Source organism: Kosakonia sp. N21 (genome assembly GCF_050587465.1).
Taxonomy (GTDB): Bacteria; Pseudomonadota; Gammaproteobacteria; order Enterobacterales; family Enterobacteriaceae.
The window spans coordinates 152,544-174,294 of sequence record NZ_JBOBHR010000008.1; the positions used below are offsets into that span (position 1 = coordinate 152,544).

The 21,751-nt window shown below is 55.3% G+C and carries 15 protein-coding genes; 12 read left to right on the top strand and 3 right to left on the bottom strand.

The features are described from left to right. The first annotated feature begins 82 nt into the window (after nt 1-82). The 3 genes from gntR (at nt 83) to gntU (ending at nt 3,086) form a co-directional block, all read left to right on the top strand. Entirely contained in the window at nt 83-1,078 is a 996-nt protein-coding gene (gene gntR / locus ACQ3G7_RS19065) for a gluconate operon transcriptional repressor GntR (protein WP_061492838.1), read from the top strand. A gap of 137 nt (nt 1,079-1,215) precedes the next feature. Beyond that, nucleotides 1,216-1,749, top strand: coding sequence for a gluconokinase (gntK, locus tag ACQ3G7_RS19070; RefSeq protein ID WP_430891235.1), 534 nt, complete (start codon nt 1,216-1,218; stop codon nt 1,747-1,749). Then, the gene (gene gntU / locus ACQ3G7_RS19075) at nt 1,746-3,086 is read left to right on the top strand and encodes a gluconate transporter (RefSeq protein ID WP_263099005.1); all 1,341 of its coding nucleotides are present in this window, start codon (nt 1,746-1,748) and stop codon (nt 3,084-3,086) included. Before gntK ends, gntU begins: the two co-directional genes overlap by 4 nt. Before the next feature lie 159 nt (nt 3,087-3,245). Here gntU and ACQ3G7_RS19080 read toward each other — a convergent pair whose 3' ends face one another. Next, a complete protein-coding gene (locus ACQ3G7_RS19080) occupies nt 3,246-3,839 on the bottom strand; it encodes a YhgN family NAAT transporter (protein WP_061492841.1) in 594 nt (197 codons plus the stop codon). Between the two features lie 172 nt (nt 3,840-4,011). Between ACQ3G7_RS19080 and asd the strand changes: the two genes are divergently transcribed. From asd to glgP, 6 genes are all read left to right on the top strand, one after another. Then, nucleotides 4,012-5,118, top strand: coding sequence for an aspartate-semialdehyde dehydrogenase (asd, locus tag ACQ3G7_RS19085; protein WP_430891238.1), 1,107 nt, complete (start codon nt 4,012-4,014; stop codon nt 5,116-5,118). A gap of 270 nt (nt 5,119-5,388) precedes the next feature. Next, entirely contained in the window at nt 5,389-7,575 is a 2,187-nt protein-coding gene (gene glgB / locus ACQ3G7_RS19090; RefSeq protein WP_430891240.1) for a 1,4-alpha-glucan branching enzyme, read from the top strand. Further along, complete coding sequence (gene glgX / locus ACQ3G7_RS19095) at nt 7,572-9,548, top strand: glycogen debranching protein GlgX (protein ID WP_430891242.1); 1,977 nt, start codon at nt 7,572-7,574, stop codon at nt 9,546-9,548. Before glgB ends, glgX begins: the two co-directional genes overlap by 4 nt. Before the next feature lie 14 nt (nt 9,549-9,562). After that, nucleotides 9,563-10,846 (top strand): glucose-1-phosphate adenylyltransferase, encoded by a 1,284-nt coding sequence (glgC, locus tag ACQ3G7_RS19100; protein ID WP_430891244.1) that lies wholly within the window; start codon nt 9,563-9,565, stop codon nt 10,844-10,846. Nucleotides 10,847-10,938: 92 nt separating this feature from the next. Continuing rightward, nucleotides 10,939-12,372: a glycogen synthase GlgA gene (glgA, locus tag ACQ3G7_RS19105; protein ID WP_263099013.1), complete on the top strand. Its 1,434-nt coding sequence runs from the start codon at nt 10,939-10,941 to the stop codon at nt 12,370-12,372. 19 nt (nt 12,373-12,391) lie between these two features. Beyond that, nucleotides 12,392-14,839, top strand: a complete 2,448-nt coding sequence (glgP, locus tag ACQ3G7_RS19110) for a glycogen phosphorylase (protein WP_263099014.1) — start codon at nt 12,392-12,394, stop codon at nt 14,837-14,839. Nucleotides 14,840-14,915: 76 nt separating this feature from the next. On the opposite strand, the gene glpD is transcribed toward glgP, so the two are convergent. Continuing rightward, nucleotides 14,916-16,421, bottom strand: coding sequence for a glycerol-3-phosphate dehydrogenase (gene glpD, locus ACQ3G7_RS19115; RefSeq protein ID WP_430891247.1), 1,506 nt, complete (start codon nt 16,419-16,421; stop codon nt 14,916-14,918). Between the two features lie 189 nt (nt 16,422-16,610). On the opposite strand from glpD, the gene glpE reads away from it, so the two are divergent. Genes glpE through ACQ3G7_RS19130 form a run of 3 tightly spaced genes read left to right on the top strand, consistent with a single transcriptional unit; the run spans nt 16,611 to nt 18,591 of the window. After that, a complete protein-coding gene (gene glpE, locus ACQ3G7_RS19120) occupies nt 16,611-16,940 on the top strand; it encodes a thiosulfate sulfurtransferase GlpE (RefSeq protein WP_263099016.1) in 330 nt (109 codons plus the stop codon). A 44-nt stretch (nt 16,941-16,984) separates the two neighbouring features. Beyond that, complete coding sequence (gene glpG / locus ACQ3G7_RS19125) at nt 16,985-17,815, top strand: rhomboid family intramembrane serine protease GlpG (protein ID WP_430891249.1); 831 nt, start codon at nt 16,985-16,987, stop codon at nt 17,813-17,815. A gap of 17 nt (nt 17,816-17,832) precedes the next feature. Then, entirely contained in the window at nt 17,833-18,591 is a 759-nt protein-coding gene (locus ACQ3G7_RS19130) for a DeoR/GlpR family transcriptional regulator (RefSeq protein WP_263099018.1), read from the top strand. Nucleotides 18,592-18,624: 33 nt separating this feature from the next. Here the strand turns inward: ACQ3G7_RS19130 and malT are convergent, their stop codons facing one another. After that, the gene (malT, locus tag ACQ3G7_RS19135; protein ID WP_430891251.1) at nt 18,625-21,330 is read right to left on the bottom strand and encodes an HTH-type transcriptional regulator MalT; all 2,706 of its coding nucleotides are present in this window, start codon (nt 21,328-21,330) and stop codon (nt 18,625-18,627) included. Between the last annotated feature and the right edge of the window lie 421 nt (nt 21,331-21,751).

Below are 21,751 nucleotides of genomic sequence, written 5' to 3' on the forward strand. Positions count from 1 at the left end.
CAACCTTCTGGTTTTGGCCGGAAGGTTGCGCGTTGTCCGTGATAAACTGAGAAAATCTCTCTCTGTTTAAAATGTCAGGACGATGAAAAAGAAAAGACCCGTACTTCAGGATGTGGCCGATCGCGTTGGCGTGACCAAAATGACGGTCAGCCGTTTTTTGCGTAACCCGGAACAGGTGTCCGTTGCGTTACGTGGCAAAATCGCCGCTGCGCTTGATGAGCTGGGTTACATTCCCAATCGCGCTCCCGATATTCTCTCCAACGCCACCAGCCGCGCTATTGGCGTATTGCTCCCGTCGCTGACCAACCAGGTGTTTGCTGAAGTGTTGCGCGGTATTGAAAGCGTGACGGACGCCCACGGCTATCAAACCATGCTGGCGCACTACGGCTACAAAGCCGAAATGGAAGAAGAGCGTCTGGAATCGATGCTCTCCTGGAACATTGACGGCCTGATCCTCACCGAACGCACGCATACTCCACGCACGCTGAAAATGATTGAAGTGGCGGGCATTCCGGTCGTGGAACTGATGGACAGCAAATCTCCCTGCCTGGATATCGCCGTCGGTTTCGATAACTTCGAAGCGGCGCGGCAGATGACCGCCGCGATTATTGAGCGCGGTCATCGCGGCGTTGCCTATCTCGGCGCGCGTCTGGATGAACGTACTATCATCAAACAGAAGGGGTACGAGCAGGCGATGCTGGATGCCGGGCTTACGCCGTACAGTGTGATGGTGGAACAATCCTCCTCTTACACGGCCGGTATTGAACTGATGCGTCAGGCGCGCCGCGAGTACCCGCAACTGGACGGAATTTTCTGTACCAACGATGACCTGGCGGTCGGCGCCGCGTTTGAGTGCCAGCGCCTGGGGCTGAGAATTCCTGATGATATGGCGATCGCCGGGTTCCACGGTCACGACATTGGCCAGGTAATGGAGCCGCGTCTGGCGAGCGTGCTCACGCCGCGCGAACGTATGGGGCGTATCGGAGCCGAACGTCTGCTGGCGCGCATTCGTGGTGAAGCAGTTACGCCGAAAATGTTAGATTTAGGTTTCACTTTGTCACCGGGTGGATCTATTTAGTCTGACAAATTTGAAGTAGCTCACACTTATTTATCTCTGGCACGAATGGATATTGCTTCTCCGTTACCCCGGCAGGACAATGTTACCGATAACAGTTACCCGTAACAATTCACTCTTGCACCTGTGGGGGCTTCCCTTTGAGCACGACTAATCTTGATCACCACGTTTATGTCCTGATGGGCGTTTCCGGCAGTGGTAAATCTGCTGTTGCCAGCGAAGTGGCGCATCAGCTGCATGCCGCGTTTCTTGACGGCGACTTCCTCCATCCGCGCAGCAACATCACCAAAATGGCGTCCGGTGAACCGCTGAACGACGATGACCGTAAACCGTGGCTACAGGCGCTGAACGACGCCGCATTTGCCATGCAGCGCACCAATAAAGTGTCGCTGATTGTCTGCTCGGCGCTGAAAAAGCATTACCGCGATCTGCTGCGCGACGGAAACCCAAACCTCTCCTTTATCTACCTGAAAGGCGATTTTGATGTCATCGAAAGCCGTCTGAAAGCGCGTAAAGGTCACTTCTTCAAAACGCAGATGCTGGTCACCCAGTTTGACACGCTGGAAGAGCCGGGCGCAGATGAGCGTGACGTGCTGATCGTCGATATCGATCAACCGCTGGACGGCGTGGTCGCCAGCACGATTGCAGTGATTAATAAAGGCAGTGCGCAGTGAGTACATTAACGCTTGTTTTAACAGCAGTGGGGTCGGTTTTACTGCTGCTGTTTTTAGTGATGAAAGCGCGTATGCATGCTTTCATTGCTTTGATGGTGGTTTCTATTGGTGCAGGGCTTTTTTCCGGAATGCCGTTGATTAAGATCGCGCAGACCATGGAAAAAGGCATGGGCGGTACGCTGGGTTTCCTCGCCATTGTGGTGGCGCTCGGCGCGATGTTCGGCAAAATTCTTCATGAGACCGGCGCGGTGGATCAAATCGCCGTCAAGATGCTCAAATCGTTTGGTCACAATCGCGCGCATTATGCGATTGGTCTGGCGGGGCTGATTTGCGCATTGCCGCTGTTCTTTGAAGTGGCGATTGTGCTGCTGATAAGCGTTGCGTTCTCGATGGCGCGCCACACAGGCACTAACCTGGTCAAACTGGTCATACCGTTGTTTGCCGGCGTAGCGGCAGCGGCGGCGTTCCTGCTGCCGGGGCCCGCGCCAATGCTGCTGGCTTCGCAGATGCATGCGGATTTTGGCTGGATGATCCTGATTGGCCTGTGTGCCGCAATCCCCGGCATGCTGATTGCCGGTCCGCTGTGGGGCAACTTTATTAGTCGCCATGTGCAACTGCATATTCCGGATGATGTTAGCGAGCCGCATCTGGGCGAAGGCAAAATGCCGTCATTCGCTTTCAGTCTGTCGCTGATCCTGCTGCCGCTGGTGCTGGTCGGGATGAAAACCATCGCCGCGCGCTTCGTGACAGAAGGCAGCAACCTGTATGACTGGCTGGAATTTATCGGTCACCCGTTCACCGCGATCCTCGTGGCGTGCCTGGTGGCGATTTACGGTCTGGCAATACGTCAGGGCATGGCGAAAGATCGCGTGATGGAAATTTGCGGTCACGCATTGCAGCCGGCAGGCATTATTTTGCTGGTGATCGGCGCGGGCGGCGTGTTCAAGCAGGTGCTGGTTGACTCCGGCGTTGGCCCGGCGCTGGGCGAAGCGCTGACCGGCATGGGCTTGCCTATCGCCATCACTTGCTTTGTGCTGGCGGCGGCGGTGCGCATTATTCAGGGTTCCGCCACGGTGGCCTGCCTGACGGCGGTCGGTCTGGTGATGCCGGTGATTGAGCAACTGCACTTCAACGGCGCGCAGATGGCGGCGCTCTCTATTTGCATCGCGGGTGGTTCCATCGTGGTGAGCCACGTGAACGACGCCGGTTTCTGGCTGTATGGCCGCTTTACCGGTGCGACGGAAGCACAAACGCTGAAAACCTGGACGATGATGGAAACCATCCTCGGCACCACCGGCGCGATTATCGGCATGATTGCGTTTACGCTGCTGAGCTAAGGTTTGTATGCCCGGTTGATAAGGCGAAACCGCCATCTGGCATTGAAAAACACCACGTTGTTTAACGTGGTGTTTTTTTTACTCCATCGGAATTTCAGTCTGTTCATCAGCGACCGATACAGACACATACACACGAATAAAGATTGAGGGGGGAGTAGGTTATCCCTTCATCCACACTCTTATCCCGTCGAGGAACATTTGGGTGGCGAGCATCACTAAAATCAGCCCCATCAGGCGTTCCAGCGCGTTAACCCCTTTCTCGCCGAGCAGGCGCAGAAACAACGATGATTGCAGCAGAATGGCCACCGTACCGCCCCAGGCAATCAGCAGCGCAATCACCAGATGGCCCATCTGATTAGGATACTGGTGTGACAACAGCATCAGTGTTGCCAGCAAAGTAGGGCCAGCAACCAGCGGGATCGCCAGCGGGACAATAAAGGGTTCTTCACCGGCGGGAAGACCACTGCTGCCGCCAGACTCGCTGGGGAAAATCATCTTAATGGCGATCAGGAACAGAATAATGCCGCCGGAAATGGAAACCGTCTCGGCGCGTAAGTTCAGCAGCGCGAGGATTTTTTCACCAGCAAACAAGAAGATAAACATCACCAGCAGGGCGATCAGCAGTTCGCGGATCATGATGGCCCGGCGGCGTTTTGGCTCGGTATGTTTTAATACCGACATAAAGATAGGCAGGTTGCCCAACGGATCCATAATCAGGATCAGCAACACCGTTGCGGAGATGATCTCACTCATTCATTATTATCCCTGACACTTGCCACATAATTGCAGTAATTAGCTGCGTTTCTGATACATTCGCGATCATTGATTAATTTCACTTGCGACTTTGGCAGCATTTTGTAATGTGGTCATACCCCAGTTGGACACTGGCTCGCACAACAGCACACACCTCTGCAGGAACTTCGCTATGAAAAATGTTGGTTTTATCGGCTGGCGCGGAATGGTCGGCTCTGTACTCATGCAACGCATGGTTGAAGAGCGCGATTTCGACGCCATTCGCCCTGTCTTCTTTTCCACTTCCCAGTTTGGGCAAGCTGCTCCCGCCTTCAGCGGTCAGGCAGCGGGCACGCTTCAGGATGCGTTCGATCTGGAAGCGCTGAAGGCACTCGACATCATTGTCACCTGCCAGGGCGGCGATTATACCAACGAAATCTATCCAAAGCTTCGTGAAAGCGGCTGGCAGGGTTACTGGATTGACGCGGCTTCTTCACTGCGCATGAAAGATGACGCCATTATTATTCTCGACCCGGTTAACCAGGCGGTGATTAACGACGGGCTGAACAACGGCGTGAAAACCTTTGTCGGCGGTAACTGTACCGTCAGCCTGATGCTGATGTCCCTCGGTGGGCTCTTCGCCAACGATCTGGTGGAGTGGGTCTCTGTCGCCACCTATCAGGCGGCTTCCGGTGGCGGCGCGCGCCATATGCGCGAACTGCTGACGCAAATGGGTCAGTTGCACAACCACGTTGCAGCGGAACTGGCGGATCCAGCTTCTGCTATTCTCGACATCGAACGCAAAGTCACCGCGTTGACCCGCAGCGGTGAGCTGCCGGTAGATAACTTTGGCGTACCGCTGGCGGGAAGCCTGATCCCGTGGATCGACAAACAGCTCGATAACGGCCAGAGCCGCGAAGAGTGGAAAGGCCAGGCCGAAACCAACAAAATCCTCAACACCTCCAGCATCATTCCGGTTGATGGGCTTTGCGTACGTATCGGTGCGCTGCGTTGCCACAGCCAGGCTTTCACCATCAAACTGAAAAAAGACGTCTCTATCCCGACCGTGGAAGAGCTGCTGGCGGCGCACAACCCGTGGGCGAAAGTGGTGCCAAACGATCGTGAGATCAGCATGCGCGAACTGACGCCAGCCGCAGTCACAGGCACGCTGACCACGCCGGTGGGCCGTCTGCGTAAACTGAATATGGGGCCGGAGTTCCTCTCCGCCTTCACTGTGGGCGACCAGCTTTTGTGGGGCGCGGCCGAACCGCTGCGTCGTATGTTGCGCCACCTGGCGTAAGCATAAAAAGAGAATCAGGGGGTGCTTCGGCATCCCTTTTTTTATGCTTTTTTTCCGCAAATTTCCCGCAAAGAAAAAGTGATGTGTTTATTTTCGCAAGAGTCTGAAAGCGTTGGCTATGCTTAAGAATGGGTGTTTTAACATTTTGCCTGAAATGGGACGTTGCAGAGCAGATTCCAGCGGGGTGCTGCACCGTTCAGATCACAAAAGTATCGCAACCGGACGTAACCACGGTGGAAGGTGCGATACCACTACAACAGGATGAGAACCATGTCCGTTGATGTTGATAAAGATGTGATTGACGCGCTAATTGCCGGTCATTTTGCCGATCCTTTTTCCGTATTGGGAATGCATTCCACCGACGCAGGCCTTGAGGTTCGCGCCCTGTTGCCCGATGCCACCGAAGTCTGGGTTATCGAGCCGAAAACCGGACGCAAAGTCGGCAAACTGGAGTGCCTCGACTCCCGTGGCTTTTTCTGCGGTGTGATGCAGCGCCGCAAAAATCCTTTCTATTACCAGTTTGCTGTTGTCTGGCACGGACAGGAGAACCTGATTGATGACCCCTATCGTTTCGGGCCTCTGTTGCAGGATGTTGATGCCTGGCTGTTGAGTGAAGGCACGCATATGCGACCGTACGAAACGCTTGGCGCGCATGCCGATACGATGGATGGCGTGGTGGGAACGCGGTTTTCCGTCTGGGCGCCGAATGCGCAGCGTGTCTCCGTGGTCGGGCAGTTTAACTACTGGGATGGTCGCCGCCACCCCATGCGCCTGCGTCGTGAAAGCGGGATCTGGGAGCTGTTTATCCCCGGTGCGCTGAACGGGCAGCTGTATAAATTTGAGATGATTGATGCGCACGGCAAACTGCGGATCAAAGCCGATCCTTACGCGTTTGAATCCCAGATGCGCCCGGACAGCGCATCGCTGATTTGCGGCCTGCCAGGCAAGAAAACACAGAGTGAAGAGCGCAAAAAAGCGAATCAGTTTGATGCCCCCATCTCTATCTATGAAGTGCACCTGGGTTCCTGGCGCCGACATACCGACAATAATTTCTGGCTGAGTTACCGGGAATTGGCGGATCAACTGGTGCCCTACGCCAAATGGATGGGATTCACTCATCTGGAGCTGATGCCGGTTAACGAACACCCCTTCGATGGGAGCTGGGGCTATCAGCCAACCGGGCTTTATGCGCCGACTCGCCGTTTCGGCACCCGCGATGACTTCCTGCATTTTATCCATACCGCACATGCTGCCGGGTTGAGCGTCATTCTCGACTGGGTTCCGGGCCATTTCCCCTCTGATGATTTTGGCCTGGCGGATTTCGACGGCACCAAACTTTACGAACATAACGATCCGCGTGAAGGTTATCACCAGGACTGGAACACGTTGATCTACAACTACGGCCGCCGGGAAGTCAGCAACTACCTGGTCGGTAATGCGCTGTACTGGATCGAACGCTTTGGCATTGATGCGCTGCGTGTTGATGCGGTGGCGTCGATGATTTACCGCGATTACAGCCGCAAAGAAGGGGAGTGGATCCCCAATGAATATGGCGGGCGCGAAAATCTCGAGGCAATCGAGTTTTTACGCAATACCAACCGCATCCTCGGTGAGCAGACTCCGGGGGCGGTCAGTATGGCGGAAGAGTCGACCGATTTTGCTGGCGTGTCACGCCCGGCTTCGATGGGGGGGCTGGGTTTTTGGTTCAAGTGGAATCTGGGTTGGATGCACGACACGCTGGATTATATGAAGCTTGATCCGGTGTACCGCAAGTACCACCACGACAAACTCACTTTCGGCATGCTCTATAACTACACCGAAAACTTTATTCTGCCGCTCTCGCATGACGAAGTGGTGCATGGCAAGAAATCCATCCTCGACAGGATGCCCGGCGATGCCTGGCAGAAGTTCGCCAACCTGCGCGCCTACTACGCCTGGATGTGGGCCTTCCCCGGCAAGAAACTGATTTTTATGGGGAACGAGTTCGCCCAGGGGCGCGAGTGGAATCACGATGGTAGCCTTGACTGGCATTTGCTGGAGGGCGGCGATAACTGGCACCACGGTGTTCAGCGGCTGGTGCGCGATATGAACCACGCCTACCGCCATCATAAAGCGCTGCATGAGCTGGATTTTGATCCCTACGGTTTTGAGTGGCTGGTGGTGGACGATCATGAAGCCTCGGTATTTGTCTTTGTGCGCCGTGATAAGCAGGGTAATGAAATCATTGTTGCCAGCAATTTCACGCCCGTACCGCGCTACGATTACCGTGTGGGTATTAATCAACCTGGGCGCTGGCGTGAAGAGCTGAACAGCGACTCCATGCACTACCACGGCAGCAACACCGGCAACGGCGGCGTGTTGCACAGCGATGCGATCGCCAATCGTGGGCATGAACACTCGCTGTTACTGACATTGCCGCCGCTGGGCACCATCTGGCTGGTCCGGGAGGGGGAATGACGAAACTGGCAGCCGGTAACGCCACGCCGCCCGGTGCGCATCTACGGGATGATGGCGTCAATTTTACGCTCTTCTCCGCCCATGCTGAGCGCGTCGAACTGTGCCTGTTTGACGACGAAGGCAATGAGCAGCGCGTTGATCTGCCTGGCCGTACCGGGGATGTCTGGCACGGTTTTCTGGAAGGCGGTCGGGCTGGCCTGCATTACGGCTACCGGGTGCATGGCCCTTGGGACCCTGCGCAGGGGCACCGTTTCAACCCGGCGAAATTATTACTCGATCCTTGCGCGCAGCGCGTGGAAGGCGACGTGCCTGATAGCTCGCTACTCCATGGCGGTTATGACCAGCCTGACCCACACGACAATGCCGCCATTGCCCCGCGCAGCGTCGTGGTACATGAGGTCTTCGACTGGGAGCACGATGCCCCGCCGCGTATTCCCTGGGGTAACACCGTTATTTATGAAGCGCACGTTAAGGGACTGACCTGGCTGCATCCCGACATTCCGCAATCCATTCGCGGCACCTACAAGGCGCTGGGGCATCCGGTGATGATCAACTGGTTTAAACATCTTGGCATTACCACGCTGGAGCTGATGCCGGTTGCCCACTTCACCAGCGAGCCGCGTTTGCAGCGGTTGGGATTAAGTAACTACTGGGGCTATAACCCGCTGGCGTTGTTTGCGTTGAATCCGCGTTATGCCAGTGCGCCGGAGCTGGCCATTGCTGAATTTCGCGAGGCGGTGAAAGCGCTGCATCAGGCCGGGATCGAAGTGATCCTCGATATCGTGCTTAACCACACCGCTGAAATCGATCTCGACGGACCGACCCTCTCCCTGCGCGGAATTGATAACCGTAGCTATTATTGGATCAGAGAGGATGGCGATTATCACAACTGGACCGGCTGCGGCAATACGCTGAACCTGAGCAACCCTGGCGTGGTGGAGTATGCCCACGCCTGCCTGCGTTACTGGGTGGAGACGTTCCATGTGGATGGTTTTCGATTTGATCTCGCATCGGTGATGGGACGCACGCCAGCGTTCAGCCAGCAGGCACCGCTATTTACGGCGATCAATAACGATCCTGTATTACGCGACCTGAAATTGATCGCTGAACCCTGGGATATTGGTCCTGGTGGCTACCAGGTTGGCAACTATCCCGCGCCCTTTGCTGAGTGGAACGACCATTTCCGCGATGCGATGCGCCGCTTCTGGCTTGAAGCATCCCTTTCCATCGGGGAGTTTGCCGGGCGTTTTGCTGCCTCCAGCGACGTCTTTAAACGCGGTGGCCGCTTGCCCTCAGCATCGGTCAACCTGATCACCGCCCATGATGGTTTTACGCTGCGGGATTGCGTCAGTTTCAACCATAAGCACAACGAAGCTAACGGTGAAGACAATCGCGATGGCACAAATAATAACCACAGCAACAACCACGGTGTTGAGGGATTAGGCGGCACTCTGGATGTGATTGAACGGCGACGCGCCAGCTTGCATGCGTTGTTGACGACGCTGCTGTTGTCGCAAGGCACGCCAATGCTGCTGGCAGGCGACGAACAGGGCCACAGCCAGCACGGCAACAATAATGCTTACTGTCAGGACAATGCGCTGACATGGCTCGACTGGACGCAAGCCGATAGCGGTCTGGTTGCGTTTACCGCTGCGTTGATCCACCTGCGTCAGCAAATCCCGGCATTGACCCGCGATACATGGTGGGAGGAGGGCGACGGTCATGTCGTCTGGTTAAACAACGAAGGAGCGCCGCTCAGTACGCAGGAGTGGCAACAGGGGATCCAGCGTTTACAAATTCTGCTGTCAGGCAATGTGCTGATCGCCATTAACGCCACGCCTGAAGTCGCGGAAATCGTATTGCCCGAAGGGGAGTGGCGCGCCATTCCTCCCTTTGCCGGAGAGGACAACCCGGTCGTAATGGCTGTCTGGCATGGGCCAGCACACGGAGTGTGTGTATTTCAGCGGTCATAAAAATGGAGTCAGTCATGGTGAGATTAGAAAAGAACGACCCTACAATGTTGGCCCGTCAGCTGCCATTAAAGTCTGTCGCCCTGATCCTGGCAGGAGGGCGCGGGACGCGCCTGAAAGATTTAACCAACAAGCGCGCCAAACCCGCGGTGCACTTCGGCGGTAAATTCCGCATTATCGACTTCGCCCTGTCTAACTGCATTAACTCCGGTATTCGCCGCATTGGCGTCATCACGCAATATCAGTCCCACACGCTGGTGCAGCACATCCAGCGCGGCTGGGCCTTTTTCAACGAAGAGATGAACGAGTTTGTCGATCTGCTGCCTGCTCAACAGCGCGTGCACGGAGAACACTGGTACCGCGGCACGGCGGATGCGGTGACGCAGAACCTCGATATCATTCGCCGCTACGGTGCGGAATACATCGTCATTCTGGCGGGAGACCATATCTACAAGCAGGACTATTCGCGCATGCTCATCGACCATGTCGAGAAAGGGGCGCGCTGCACTGTTGCCTGTTTGCCGGTGCCTGTTCATGAAGCCACCGCGTTCGGCGTGATGGCCGTTGATGAGCAGGACAAAGTGGTCGACTTCGTCGAGAAACCCGCGCACCCCCCCAGCATGCCTGGCGATGACAGCAAAGCACTGGCCAGTATGGGCATCTACATTTTCGATGCGGAGTATCTGTACGGCTTGCTGGAACTGGATGATAAAGACGAAAACTCAAGCCATGATTTTGGCAAAGATATCCTCCCGCAGATCGTGAAGGCTGGCATGGCGTATGCGCATCCGTTTCCGCTCTCCTGTGTGCAGTCTGACCCGGATTCTGAGCCCTACTGGCGGGATGTGGGAACGCTGGAGGCTTACTGGAAAGCGAACCTTGATTTGGCCTCGGTGGTACCGGAACTGGACATGTACGATCAAAGCTGGCCAATCCGTACCTATAATGAATCTCTTCCCCCCGCGAAATTCGTGCAGGACCGTTCGGGTAGCCATGGCATGACGTTGAATTCGTTGGTGGCTGGTGGTTGTGTCATTTCCGGGTCGGTGGTCGTGCAGTCGGTGTTGTTCAATCGCGTGCGTGTGAATTCGTTCTGCAATATCGACTCGGCTGTGCTGCTGCCTGATGTTTGGGTTGGGCGCTCCTGTCGGCTGCGCCGCTGCATTATCGATAGAGCTTGTGAAATCCCGGAAGGCACCGTGATTGGCGAAAACGCTGAGGAAGATGCCCGCCGCTTTTACCGCTCAGAAGAAGGGATTGTGCTGGTTACGCGTGAAATGTTACGCAAACTGAAAGCCTGAAAGCATTCATTTTAACCTTGCGCGGAAGGGGTCCGCGCGCTGTTTTCCCACTCACGGCTTCGCTAACCGGGTGGTTTTGAACAGGAGCGATAATGCAGGTTTTACATGTATGTTCTGAGATGTTTCCGTTGCTGAAGACCGGAGGTCTGGCGGACGTGATTGGCGCATTGCCTGCGGCGCAGATTGCCGGTGGTGTTGATACCCGCGTATTGCTGCCCGCTTTCCCCGATATTCGACGGGGTGTGACCGATGCACAGGTGGTGTCCCGTCGGGACACCTTCGCCGGGCGTATTACGCTGCTGTTCGGGCATTTCGACGGTGTGGGAATATACTTGATCGACGCGCCGCATCTTTACGAACGTCCCGGTAGCCCTTACCACGACACGAACCAGTTTGCTTACCCTGACAACGTGCTGCGTTTCGCCCTGCTGGGCTGGGTGGGAAGCGAAATGGCCACCGGGCTTGATCCATTCTGGCGCCCGGATGTGGTGCATGCTCACGACTGGCATGCAGGCCTGGTTCCCGCGTACCTTGCTGCAAGCGGGCGTCCGGCGAAATCGGTCTTTACCGTGCATAACCTCGCCTATCAAGGCATGTTTTATGCACACCATATGAATGACATCCAATTGCCATGGTCGTTCTTTAACATGCATGGTCTGGAATTTAACGGTCAGATCTCGTTTCTAAAGGCGGGATTATATTATGCCGATCATATTACTGCCGTTAGCCCGACCTACGCCCGGGAGATCACTGAACCGCAATATGCGTATGGCATGGAAGGCCTGCTGCGTCAGCGGCAGCTTGAAGGGCGGTTGAGCGGCATACTCAACGGCGTGGATGAAAAAATTTGGGACCCGTCCACCGATCTGTTGCTTGGCGCGCGGTACACGCGGGATACGCTGGAAGAGAAGGCGGAGAACAAACGCCAGCTACAAATCGCCATGGGGCTGAAGGTTAACGATAAAGTCCCGCTGTTTGCGGTGGTCAGTCGGTTGACCAGCCAGAAAGGCCTCGATTTGGTGCTGGAGGCGCTACCGGGGTTACTTGAGCAGGGCGGGCAACTGGCGCTGCTCGGCGCAGGCGATCCGGTGTTGCAGGAAGGGTTCCTGGCCGCCGCTGCCGAACACTCCGGGCAGGTCGGCGTACAGATTGGTTATCACGAGGCCTTCTCGCATCGCATTATGGGTGGCGCAGATGTGATTCTGGTGCCGAGTCGTTTTGAGCCATGCGGTTTAACGCAACTGTATGGCCTGAAGTATGGGACGTTACCGCTGGTGCGTCGCACCGGAGGGCTGGCGGATACCGTATCCGACAGTTCGCTGGAAAACCTGGCCGATGGCATCGCCAGCGGTTTTGTTTTTGAAGACAGTAATGCCTGGGCGTTGTTAAGAGCCATCAGACGGGCTTTCGTGTTGTGGTCCCGGCCTTCGCTCTGGCGCTTTGTCCAGCGGCAGGCAATGGCCATGGATTTTAGCTGGCAGGTCGCAGCGCAGTCGTACCGCGATCTTTATTTTCGGTTGAAATAGCTTTCCAGGAATCACGCTTATGAATGCACCTTTTACTTATGCAGCACCGACATTAAGTATTGAGGCATTAAAACACTCGATTGCCTACAAACTCATGTTCACCGTCGGTAAAGATCCGGTTATCGCTAACAAGCATGAATGGCTGAACGCCACGCTGTTTGCCGTGCGCGACAGACTGGTGGAACGCTGGCTGCGCTCCACCCGTGCACAGCTCTCTCAGGAGGTGCGTCAGGTTTACTATTTATCGATGGAATTCCTGATTGGCCGCACGCTCTCCAACGCACTGCTCTCGCTGGGCATTTATGACGACGTGAAAAATGCGCTGGAGGAGATGGGGCTGGATCTCGAAGAGCTGATCGATGAAGAGAACGACCCGGGCCTCGGCAATGGCGGCCTCGGGCGACTGGCGGCCTGCTTCCTCGATTCGCTGGCGACGCTGGGCTTACCGGGGCGCGGCTATGGCATCCGCTATGACTACGGCATGTTTAAACAGAACATTGTCGACGGGCGGCAAAAAGAGTCTCCCGATTACTGGCTGGAATACGGTAACCCGTGGGAGTTCAAGCGCCACAATACCCGCTACAAAGTGCGCTTTGGCGGCCGTATTCAGCAGGAGGGAAGAAAGAGCCGCTGGGTTGAAACCGAAGAGATCCTCGCGGTGGCCTATGACCAGATCATCCCCGGCTATGACACCGACGCGACCAATACGCTGCGCCTGTGGAATGCGCAAGCCAGTAGCGAGATCAACCTGGGTAAATTCAACCAGGGGGATTACTTCGCGGCGGTAGAGGATAAAAACCATTCCGAAAACGTTTCGCGCGTGCTCTATCCGGATGACTCGACCTATTCCGGGCGTGAATTGCGTTTACGTCAGGAGTATTTCCTTGTCTCGGCAACGGTCCAGGACATCCTGAGCCGTCATTATCAGTTGCATCAGACGTATGACAATCTGGCGGATAAGATCGCCATTCACCTCAATGACACGCACCCGGTGTTGTCTATCCCGGAACTGATGCGCCTGTTGATTGACGAACATAAGTTTGAATGGGACGACGCGTTTGAAGTGACCTGCCAGGTGTTCTCTTATACCAACCATACCTTGATGAGTGAGGCGCTGGAGACCTGGCCGGTGGAAATGCTCGGTAAAATTTTGCCGCGCCATTTGCAAATCATCTTTGAAATTAATGACTATTTCCTGAAAACGGTACAGGAGCAGCATCCTGACGATATTGAGCTGCTGGGCCGGACATCGATTATCGATGAAGCCAGCGGGCGTCGTGTGCGTATGGCCTGGCTGGCAGTGGTGGTCAGCCATAAAGTGAATGGCGTTTCTGAGCTGCACTCTAACCTGATGGTGCAGTCGCTGTTTGCCGATTTTGCCGAAATATTCCCGATGCGTTTTCTCAACGTCACCAACGGCGTGACGCCGCGTCGCTGGCTGGCGCTGGCGAACCCGTCGCTCTCGGACGTGCTGGATGAAAATATCGGCCGCACCTGGCGTACCGACCTGAGTCAGTTGAGTGAGCTGGAGCAGCATGTTGACTATCCGACGGTGAATCAGGCCGTGCGTCAGGCCAAGCTGGAGAATAAAAAGCGGCTGGCAAATGTGATAGCCCAGCAGTTGAATGTGGTGGTGAACCCGAAGGCGTTATTCGATGTGCAGATCAAGCGTATTCACGAATATAAGCGCCAGTTGATGAATGTGCTGCACGTGATCACCCGTTATAACCGCATCAAGGCTGACCCAACGGCAGAGTGGGTGCCGAGGGTGAATATCTTTGCCGGTAAAGCGGCGTCGGCGTATTACATGGCGAAGCACATTATCCATCTGATCAATGATGTTGCGCAGGTGATCAATAACGATCCGGTGATTGGCGATAAGCTGAAAGTGGTGTTTATCCCTAACTACAGCGTGAGTCTGGCGCAGATGATCATTCCGGCGGCGGATCTGTCAGAGCAGATCTCGCTGGCGGGTACGGAAGCGTCCGGCACCAGCAACATGAAGTTTGCGCTGAACGGGGCGCTGACTATCGGGACGCTGGACGGGGCGAACGTGGAAATGCTCGAGCATGTCGGCGAGGAAAATATCTTTATCTTCGGCAACACCGCAGATGAAGTGGAAGCGCTGCGTCGTAAGGGTTACAAACCGCGTGAATACTACGAAAAAGATGAAGAGTTGCACCAGGTGCTGACGCAAATCGCCACCGGTCTTTTCAGCCCGCAGGAGCCGGGTCGATACCGCGATCTGGTGGATTCGCTCATTAACTTTGGCGACCACTATCAGGTGCTGGCGGATTACCGTAGCTATGTTGACTGCCAGGACAAAGTGGATGCGTTGTATCAGCATCCGGAAGAGTGGGCGATGCGAGCGATGCATAACATCGCCAATATGGGCTATTTCTCGTCTGATCGCACCATCCTCGAATATGCGGAGAATATCTGGCATATCAAACCGGTGCGTTTGTAGTCGAACGTCAGGATGGCGCTGCGCAAATCCGGCCCGCAGGCCGGATACGCGTAGTTGCCATCCTGCATGATGACGGTTACGAGGCTAACGACAGCTCGTCTTTCTGATGATGGGCTAACCACTGTGCAACGCGGGATTGCTCTTCCGCATTTAACCACATCCCGAGTTTGGTACGACGCCAGATGGCGTCATCCAGGCGCTTAACCCATTCATGTTCAACCAGGTAGCGCAGTTCCGCCTCATATAACTCGTGACCAAAATGCTCGCCCAGGTCTTCAAGAGTGCTGGCATTCGCGAGAATAAGATCGCTGTTGCTGCCGTATGTACGGGCGAAATGGCGCGCCAGCGACTCGCTGATAAAGGGGTAGCGGCGACGCAATTTGGCCGCAAAATCATCACGATCGCCAGCGATCTCCCCACCTGGCAGAACGCAGTTTTTGGTCCAGGCCGGGCCAATGCCAGTGTAATAGGGCGTCAGTTTTTCCAGCGCATGCTCGGCCAGCTTACGGTAGGTCGTGAGCTTACCGCCAAAGACCGACAACAACGGCGCCTTGCCGTTATCATCATGGATATCCAGCGTGTAGTCGCGCGTGATGGCCTGCGGTGAGTCGGATTCGTCGTCGCACAGCGGGCGTACGCCGGAGTATGTCCAGGCGATATCTTCGCGGCTCAGCTGTTTCCTGAAGTGTGCGTTATACACTTTCAGCAAGTAGTTGATCTCGCTCTCTTCGATCTCCACGTTTTTCGGATCGCCTTTATATTCGACGTCGGTGGTGCCGATAATGGAGAACTCATCCATCCACGGAATAACAAACACAATGCGTTTGTCTTCGTTTTGCAGAATATAAGCCTGCTTCTGCGAGTGCACGCGCGGCACCACAATGTGACTGCCTTTGATCAGGCGAATACCGTACGGTGACGGCAGGTGCATCCCGTCATCAAAGAACTGTTTCACCCACGGCCCTGTCGCGTTCACCAGACCGCGCGCCTGCCAGCTATATTTTTCCCCGGTGTCGATATCTTCCGCTTCGACAATCCACATTCCATTTTCGCGACGCGCACGGGTGGCGCGGGTGCGGGTTAACACGTCGCCGCCTTTACGCTCAACCATCTGCGCATTGGCAAGAACCAGTCGCGCATCGTCAACCCAGCAGTCAGAATATTCGAAACCGCGCACGATTTCCGGTTTGAGTACCGATTCTGCGCCAAAACGCAAACCCGTGGATGATGGCAGACTGGTGCGTTTGCCCAGGTGATCGTACATAAACAGACCAATGCGGATCATCCACGCCGGACGCAAATGCGGGCGGTGCGGCAGGCGGAAACGCATCGGAAACGCGATATGCGGCGCCATTTTCAACAGCACTTCGCGTTCGGCGAGCGCTTCGCTCACCAGGCGGAATTCATAGTGTTCAAGGTAGCGCAGCCCGCCGTGGATCAATTTGGAGCTGGCGCTGGAGGTGGCGCAGGCTAAATCCTGAGCTTCCAGCATTAGCACGGACAAACCCCGCCCTGCGGCGTCTGCCGCGATACCGGCACCGTTGATGCCCCCGCCTATCACAATCAGATCTTTGGTTTCCATGCTACCCTCATGCACTTTCGTTAAAGCTCAAAAATGTTCGATATCGCTCATGATAGCAAATGAACGCGCCATTAGTAACATCAAAAAAACAATTTAGAGTGATATGCATAACATAATGGCGTTTACCTGCCGTCACGACGTACACTTGGCAGGAGAATAGCCATTCCCTGTGTCAATTAAGAGAAAGCCATGGAAAACTTTGAGTGCATTAACGTAGAAGAAACCCATCAAAAACTGCATCAGCAACAGGCGGTGCTGGTGGATATCCGCGATCCGCAAAGCTTTGCCATGGGCCATACGCCGGGTGCGTTTCACCTGACCAACGACACGCTGGGCGCGTTTATGCGCGAAAACGACTTTGATACGCCGGTGATGGTGATGTGCTACCACGGCAACAGCAGTAAAGGCGCGGCGCAATATCTGCTGCAACAGGGTTACGATCAGGTTTACAGTGTCGACGGTGGTTTCGATGCCTGGCATCGCCATTTCCCGGCTGAAGTGGCCCACGGCACGCTTTAGGCCACTATACTGTCTCTCTTTGTACGGATTAAGCGACGCCTGTCATGTTGATGATTACCTCTTTTGCTAACCCTCGCGTCGCCCAGGCGTTTGTTGATTATATGCAGACCCAGGGTGTGATCCTGACCATTCAGCACCATGCGCAAAGCGACATCTGGCTGGCGGATGAGAGCCAGCTTGAGCGCGTGCGAACAGAGCTTGCGCGTTTTATTGAAAATCCCACCGATCCCCGGTATCTCGCGGCGAGCTGGCAATCCGGGCAAACCGGCAGCGGCCTGCATTACCGCCGTTTCCCGTTGATGGCGGCAATACGTGAACGGGGCGGTCCCTTAACGCTGATCATTTCCGCGCTTTGCATATTTGTGTTTGTATTGATGAACATCGTTGGCGACCAAACGGTGATGATGTGGCTGGCCTGGCCGTGGGATGCCAGCGTGCAGTTTGAGGTATGGCGCTATTTCGCCCATGCGGTAATGCATTTTTCCCTGGTACACATCATCTTCAACCTCTTCTGGTGGTGGTATCTTGGCGGCGCGGTGGAAAAGCGGCTGGGCAGTGGAAAACTGCTGGTGATCACCGTGATCAGCGCGCTGTTGAGCGGTTTTGTCCAGCATCAGCTAACCGGACCGTGGTTTGGCGGTTTATCCGGCGTGGTCTATGCGCTGATTGGCTATGTCTGGCTGCACGGCGTGCGCGATCCGCAACCGCAGGTCGCCCTGCCTAATGGGCTGTTTATCTTTACGGTGGCATTGATGGTGGCGGAATGGTTTGGCCTGACGGGCTTCGCCATCGCCAGCGGCGCGCATACCGCCGGCCTGCTGATTGGGCTGGCAATGGCGCTGGTCGACTCACAGAATGTGCGAAAACGAACATAATTCTTCAGGGACAATTCATGAAACAAACACAGCGTCATGACGCGATTATTGAACTGGTTAAACAACAGGGATATGTCAGTACCGAAGAGCTGGTCGAACAGTTTTCCGTTAGCCCGCAGACTATTCGTCGCGATCTGAACGACCTGGCCGATCAAAATAAGATTTTGCGCCATCACGGCGGCGCGGCGTTGCCGTCCAGTTCGGTGAATACCCCCTGGCACGATCGTAAATCGACGCAGACCGCGGAAAAAGAGCGTATTGCCCGTAAAGTCGCGGAGCAGATCCCCAACGGCGCAACGCTGTTTATTGATATCGGCACCACACCGGAAGCGGTAGCCCATGCGCTGCTCGATCACAGCGACTTGCGCGTGGTGACCAACAACCTGAACGTCGCCAATACCTTAATGAAGAAAGATGACTTTCGCGTGATTCTCGCGGGAGGAGAGCTGCGCAGCCGCGATGGTGGAATTGTCGGGGAAGCGACTCTCGATTTTATCTCCCAGTTCCGTCTCGACTTTGGCATCCTCGGCATCAGCGGCATTGATGCCGACGGTTCGTTGCTGGAGTTTGATTACCATGAAGTGCGCACCAAACGCGCGATTATCGAAAACTCGCGCCACGTTATGCTGGTGGTCGATCACTCGAAATTTGGTCGCAACGCGATGGTCAATATGGGCAGCATCAGCATGGTGGATGCGGTCTACACCGATATCATGCCGCCTGCGGGCGTGATGAAAGTGATTGCCAACAGCAATATTCAGCTTGAGCTGTGCTGACAGGGAGCAACGTCTGACGGCATCACGCTGCCGTCAGACGCCATACCCCATGATTTTCAATAACTGCTGCGCGTGCTGAACCGCATCCTGACGGTGAGCAACGCCGAGTTTTTGGTAGAGATTGCGGATATGGGTTTTGATGGTGGTCGCGGCGACAGCCAGCTCCCCGGCAATCTGTTCGTTGCTGTAACCGGAGTAGATAAGCCCCAGTACCTGCCACTCCCGCTGGGTTAACGGGCTGGTGCGGATCAGTTCCGGCACTTCCGGGTGGGTCAGCAGCCGCTCAACAAAACCCTCATCGAAATGGGCGAATTTATGTCGGTGGTGCTGGTTTATCTCGCGCAGAATACGCTGGGCGCGGTGTTGATCCAGCTCCGGTAGCGTATTGAGCTGAATTAACTGGCGCAACTGCTGCGCCATCGCTTCGCCTTCAATCACAAAGTGACTGATGAAACCCGTGCGGTTAGCCAGTTGCAAGGCTTCCAGCAGCACGCGCTGGGCATCATTTTTACGCCCGGCCTGCCAGTAAAGCTGGTTAAGCAACAGCAGATTGCGGTTGATGTCGCTCATCAGTCGCAGACTGCGCGCATTTTCGTTCAACTCTTCCAGCACCATTTCCGCCGGATCGAAATCCCCCAGCAGGATCTGCGCGCGGGCGATGTTGCGCCACTGGCTTTGCAGGAAATGGTTATTGGCGAACTCGGGTTTCGGCGTCTGGCGCAGCCACTGCGCAGCGGCTTTCTTGTCATTGGTCATTTGCCAGTAAATAACCCGGACTTTATCGGCGTTCGACACCCAGTCGCTGTGGTACTGACCGTTGCCAAGCAGGTTTTCCAGCCGGTGCAAATGGCTGCGGGCATTATCCAGATCGCCGCGCGCCAGTGAGTTTTGCACCACCAGCGCCAGGCATTGCAGTTGCTGTTGCGGCTGCAATGCCGCCAGGACTTCCAGCCCCTGGCGTGCTGCGGCTTCTGATTCATCCAGCCGCGCCCATGCCCAGAGTAATTGCGCGCGAATGCGTAACAAGAACTCGTGCATCGGCAGTTGTTCGAGGTGCTGTTCGCGGATCAGCGTAAACCCTTTCTCCTGCATCTCCCAGGCGGCTTGCAAAAAGCCCTGTGCAAAGAGGATTTCGCTTTGTTGGATCAGGCTCCACAGCGCGTAATGCCAGACATCGTGGCGGCGGGCCATCTGCTCGGTTTGCTGCATCACCGACAGCGAACTGGTCAGCTCGCCTTTACAGTGCAGCACTTCGCCATGTACGGAAGTGGCGACGATACGGCTGTAGTAATTCGCCAGCGGCAGTTCATCCAGTGCGACCATTGCCAGCCGTTCCGCCTCGGCAGGATCGCCGTCGTTAATGGCGACCTGAGCACGCAGGGCATTGAAATCGCCGTGCAGTGAGGCATCCATTTGTGTGGTCATCTCTTGCTCGGCGCGGGCCAGCAGCATGTTCACTTCGCCATAGCGATGCTGGCTTTGCATCAACCAGGCCTGTAACAGCACCAGACGCGGGTTCTCCAGCAGGCTTTTCCATGGCAGCGCTTTCAGCGACTCTTCCAGTACGCTCAGTTCGCTGTGGTTAAACAGTCCCCAGGCATGATGCAGCAGAATATCCCGCAGCATAACGCCATCGCCGGCGGCCAGCGCGTGATGAATGGCTTCGCTAGGGAAGCCTTGCGCCATCCAGCTTTCCGCCGCCGCGCGGTGGATATCCGGCAGCTCGGTCGCCAGTTCCCACTGACAGCGCTGGCGCAGGAAACTGCCGAACAACGGGTGATAACTAAACCACTCGCCGGAATCATCCATACGTTGCAGGAACAGCCCCTGGCGCTCGATCTCCTCCAGGCGCATTTGCCCGTTCTCTTCGCCGGTCACCCGTACAATCAGTGCATCATTCATTGAGCGTAGCAGCGCGCTTTTTAGCAGGAACTGGCGGGTATCGGTATCGACATTATCCAGCACCTCATCCACCAGGTAGTCGGAGAGATGGGTGGCGTTAATTCCTGACAAACGGCGCGCGGACTGATGTGGGGCACTGTGGTTTTGCCGGGCGGAAAGGGCGATAAGTTGCAGCGCGGTGGCCCAACCGGCAACGTCGTCGCACAACCGGCCGCTTTCGGCCGCTTCGATAGGCGCCGTCAGGCGACAATCAAAGAACTGTTTGGCTTCCTGGTGGGTAAAGGCCAGTTGCTGACTGCCCACTTCCAGCAACTGTTCACGCACGCGCAGGTTGGCTATTCCTAACTGAGGTAAGTTGCGTGACAACACCAGCAGCGTCAGGTTTTCCGGCTGATGGCGCAGGAAGAAACGCATGGCGTCGTGGATAACCGGGTTGGTTATCAGATGGTAATCGTCAATTACCAGATACAACGGCCGCTGCCATTCAGTTAGCTCAACGAACAGTTGAGAAAAGAGTGAGGCCAGGCTGGCGTACTGGCGTTTTTGCGCCATCGCCTCGCTGCTCACGCAGTGACCGCCTGTCGCCTGCTGGATAGCGGCGACAAAATAACTGGCAAAACGCTCTTGCTGGTTATCTCCTTCGTCCAGCGAGAACCAGCCAATGTCATTTTTACCGGCCGCCCATTGGGAAATGAGCGTTGTTTTTCCGTAACCCGCAGGGCTTGTGATCAGCGCAAGCCGATAATTGTTGGCGCCGGAAAGTTTCGCCAGCAAACGTTCACGCACCACCGTGTGGTCGAGACGAACCGGACGACTTAATTTTGACGGAATCAACATAGTTATCACTTCACTGTGAGGCAAACAGAGGGTTTGATTTTTTTTGCGCTTCGTAATTAATACTAATAAGGTCGGTCAGATGTGGATTTATTGCAAGTTATGTCCAAATCTGACGATTGTGAATTTGCACCCTGTCACATTTTTATTCCCGTAATGAATAAATTAAGAACAATAGTTACAAAAGTCGTGGGGTCAGAACTGGCGCGCTGCCCGGGGCAGTTATGCGGCGTGTTTTGTTAACATTCCACGCCCCGGAAAGATATTTATCCCTGCCGGACTTAAATCGCACAAATAGTGAAATGGGTAAAAGCAGATTTTAATGGATTTAATTTCTGCCGGTTTTCGCCCACGCGTAAAACGAATTTCGTCTGAAACGACATTTCATATTCTCTTACCCCTTCGTTACGACACTACACATTTT

Excerpts from the sequence above, each read along its gene's own strand:
- glgX (WP_430891242.1), top strand. The coding sequence starts at position 7,572 with ATGACGAAACTGGCAGCCGGTAACGCCACGCCGCCCGGTGCGCATCTA.
- glgB (WP_430891240.1), top strand. The coding sequence starts at position 5,389 with ATGTCCGTTGATGTTGATAAAGATGTGATTGACGCGCTAATTGCCGGT.
- glgC (WP_430891244.1), top strand. The coding sequence starts at position 9,563 with ATGGTGAGATTAGAAAAGAACGACCCTACAATGTTGGCCCGTCAGCTG.
- glpD (WP_430891247.1), bottom strand. The coding sequence starts at position 16,421 with ATGGAAACCAAAGATCTGATTGTGATAGGCGGGGGCATCAACGGTGCC.
- asd (WP_430891238.1), top strand. The coding sequence starts at position 4,012 with ATGAAAAATGTTGGTTTTATCGGCTGGCGCGGAATGGTCGGCTCTGTA.
- malT (WP_430891251.1), bottom strand. The coding sequence starts at position 21,330 with ATGTTGATTCCGTCAAAATTAAGTCGTCCGGTTCGTCTCGACCACACG.
- glgA (WP_263099013.1), top strand. The coding sequence starts at position 10,939 with ATGCAGGTTTTACATGTATGTTCTGAGATGTTTCCGTTGCTGAAGACC.
- glpG (WP_430891249.1), top strand. The coding sequence starts at position 16,985 with ATGTTGATGATTACCTCTTTTGCTAACCCTCGCGTCGCCCAGGCGTTT.
- glgP (WP_263099014.1), top strand. The coding sequence starts at position 12,392 with ATGAATGCACCTTTTACTTATGCAGCACCGACATTAAGTATTGAGGCA.
- ACQ3G7_RS19130 (WP_263099018.1), top strand. The coding sequence starts at position 17,833 with ATGAAACAAACACAGCGTCATGACGCGATTATTGAACTGGTTAAACAA.
- gntR (WP_061492838.1), top strand. The coding sequence starts at position 83 with ATGAAAAAGAAAAGACCCGTACTTCAGGATGTGGCCGATCGCGTTGGC.
- glpE (WP_263099016.1), top strand. The coding sequence starts at position 16,611 with ATGGAAAACTTTGAGTGCATTAACGTAGAAGAAACCCATCAAAAACTG.
- ACQ3G7_RS19080 (WP_061492841.1), bottom strand. The coding sequence starts at position 3,839 with ATGAGTGAGATCATCTCCGCAACGGTGTTGCTGATCCTGATTATGGAT.